The sequence below is a fragment of the Clostridium aminobutyricum genome, assembly GCF_017255415.1.
GTDB lineage: Bacteria > Bacillota > Clostridia > Peptostreptococcales > Anaerovoracaceae > Aminipila > Aminipila aminobutyrica.
On record NZ_JAFJZZ010000016.1, the window covers coordinates 1 to 2,335 of the forward strand.

General features: G+C 30.5%; 2 protein-coding genes. One reads left to right on the forward strand and one right to left on the reverse strand.

Translation table 11 applies throughout. The features are described 5' to 3' along the window. Nucleotides 1-198 precede the first annotated feature (198 nt). Nucleotides 199-951 carry a toll/interleukin-1 receptor domain-containing protein gene (locus JYB65_RS14795; RefSeq protein WP_206583472.1) on the forward strand — a complete coding sequence of 251 codons (753 nt, stop codon included), beginning with the start codon at nucleotides 199-201 and terminating at the stop codon, nucleotides 949-951. On the opposite strand, the gene JYB65_RS14800 is transcribed toward JYB65_RS14795, so the two are convergent. Beyond that, nucleotides 920-2,272 carry an SIR2 family protein gene (locus tag JYB65_RS14800; RefSeq protein WP_206583473.1) on the reverse strand — a complete coding sequence of 451 codons (1,353 nt, stop codon included), beginning with the start codon at nucleotides 2,270-2,272 and terminating at the stop codon, nucleotides 920-922. The two genes, JYB65_RS14795 and JYB65_RS14800, sit on opposite strands and share 32 nt — an antisense overlap. Between the last annotated feature and the right edge of the window lie 63 nt (nucleotides 2,273-2,335).

Here is a 2,335-nt window from a genome sequence, read left to right on the forward strand (position 1 = left end):
AATAAAGGATAATATGTAATTATCGGTTGTTGGAGGAGAGAGACTTCCGTAGATTTATAAATATTTTTTTGAATTATATAGGTAGCATTTCATTTATCTAAAATACTACGGTATAAATTCTATATTAGTTAATAATCTAATTAATGAGGTAAAACATATTAGAAAGAATATTGATAATTTATTGAAATGGTGAGGTATATGATTTTTTTGTGTTTTTCCGGAAGAGAGAGATTAACAATAGCCACCTCGATGCTGTATCACCTTGAAAACCATGGCATCGAAATATGGTATGATAACCATCAATATACACTTGGAGATAAAAAGGTTGAAAAATATACAAAAGCCATAGGCTTAAGTGATTACGCAATTGTGATAATCAGCAAGTACTTTCAAGAGAGTCCAGGGGCTATTGAAGAGCTTGAAGTGATAAAGGAGAGATATCTTAAAGGCTTGATACATATATTCCCAATCTTTTATAATATCAAAGCGTCAGAACTATCCAGTGAATATCAGTGGCTATGCGATATGATCTACAATGAGATAAATGATACCTCTGGCACCTTGTTGGCATGTAATCAAATTATTTGCAAGTGCTATAAAGATATTATATACAAAAATCAATATCCATCTTTGGAAGTTTATAAAACTGTTTTATCTGGTTACCCAGCCGCCACAGCCGCCACATATATCAATAGGTTACTAGAACTTTACAGTAGTGTATCAACCTCAAATTTTAACAGTAAAATGAGCATCCTTTTTTGTCTTATATTATATCTAAATGGATCTTTAAAAGATGACATAAGTTCTTTATATAAAAGTGCTCAATATTTGTTTAACACTACAAAGCTTGATTTACCATACAACTTTAAAGAAATCAGACTTTTAGAACAAATAAGTGAAATATTGTTGGGCTTATTTCTTAGCAAACTTCCGAAAGAATTTGAACAATAGTGTTAACAATTATTTCTATATCTTTTGAATTTAAGGAATCTATATATCTTTCCAGATATGGATATAATATAATATTTTTTTTAACATCTTTCCATATTTCAAAAGAAGTATACCCAGTACTGCCTATTGGAATAATGATTCGCCGCTGCTCCTTCGCTATTTCATATTCATCAATCATTCCTTTGGAATTTTCATAGCCGTTTTCTGTTGGCACTTGACCAAACATGAAGATTGAAACATGGCAATCATTAATAAGCATTTTTCGGTGGGTGCTTTTATCTTCAAAAGACATATTCTTTAAAAAAGGTCTCATTATCAAATGTTTATTCACATTCATGTTATGATAAAGAATATATTGAAGGCTGTTACCGGCTAAATAATTTCCGAAATTTCTACCATAACCAGTATAAATTGCGAAATTGTCTTTCAATAAAGCTTCTGCAATTTTACCGCACAAATCATTTGCAAAAACGTCTTCATCAGAAGGCAACTTATCAAAAACACCAGAGAAGAAAATATTTTTTCTTTTTATTTCGTAGTTAAGCTCTTTCAAAATATTTGGAAGCTCTTCATACTCATCAATAACTAGAACGTTAACATGATATCGCTGTTCTAAATCATTTACAAAGTAATCAAAATCAGGTATTTTACCTCTTAGCATAATAGCGTAATGACAAGTTGTAGATTCTTTTAAGCACCTGTTAATAGCATTTAAACAATTTAAAACAATAGTATCTGTAAAGCTATAACCTAAAAATAAAAAAGTATTCGTAACTAGTTCACGTTTAAAAAAAGTCAGCAATAATTCATGCGACGGCTCATACTGCTCTATATCTTTTTGTGTAATAACAATATTATCAAGATTCTTTATATCACCATTTAACTTATAAATATTTACTCGGTTATTTCCTATAATGTTCGAAAGGTCACGGTCATTATTAACTGTATTCGTTAATACATTTCGCTTAAAGAGGTTATTTTCCAACACAGTATCATAGTTGGTAGTCCATATTGTTCTAAAGTTTAAATTGAGGAGCTCATCAATCAAGGTACTTTCGTATTTAAGTAAATTAACATTTTCATTTATAATTTTTTTTAAGGCACTATAACTGAACCTATTTGCATAATACTGTGCGAGTAGATATAAATCAACTTTGTCATCAATCTCAATTCCAAGTTCTTTTGCACATGGTTTAAGTAGGTGCATCCATGAAGGATATCCAGCAGAAGCTGAAACTCCAGCCCCCAAGAAAAGGGATGTTTCACCATCGCAGGCTCGTTTCGCATAATGATGAATAAACTGTTTTTTATCAATACTCATAGTGTTCTCCATTTGCTCAAAGTAAATCAACGAACAACCGATAATTACATATTATCCTTTATT

Excerpts from the sequence above, each read along its gene's own strand:
- JYB65_RS14795 (WP_206583472.1), top strand. The coding sequence starts at position 199 with ATGATTTTTTTGTGTTTTTCCGGAAGAGAGAGATTAACAATAGCCACC.
- JYB65_RS14800 (WP_206583473.1), bottom strand. The coding sequence starts at position 2,272 with ATGAGTATTGATAAAAAACAGTTTATTCATCATTATGCGAAACGAGCC.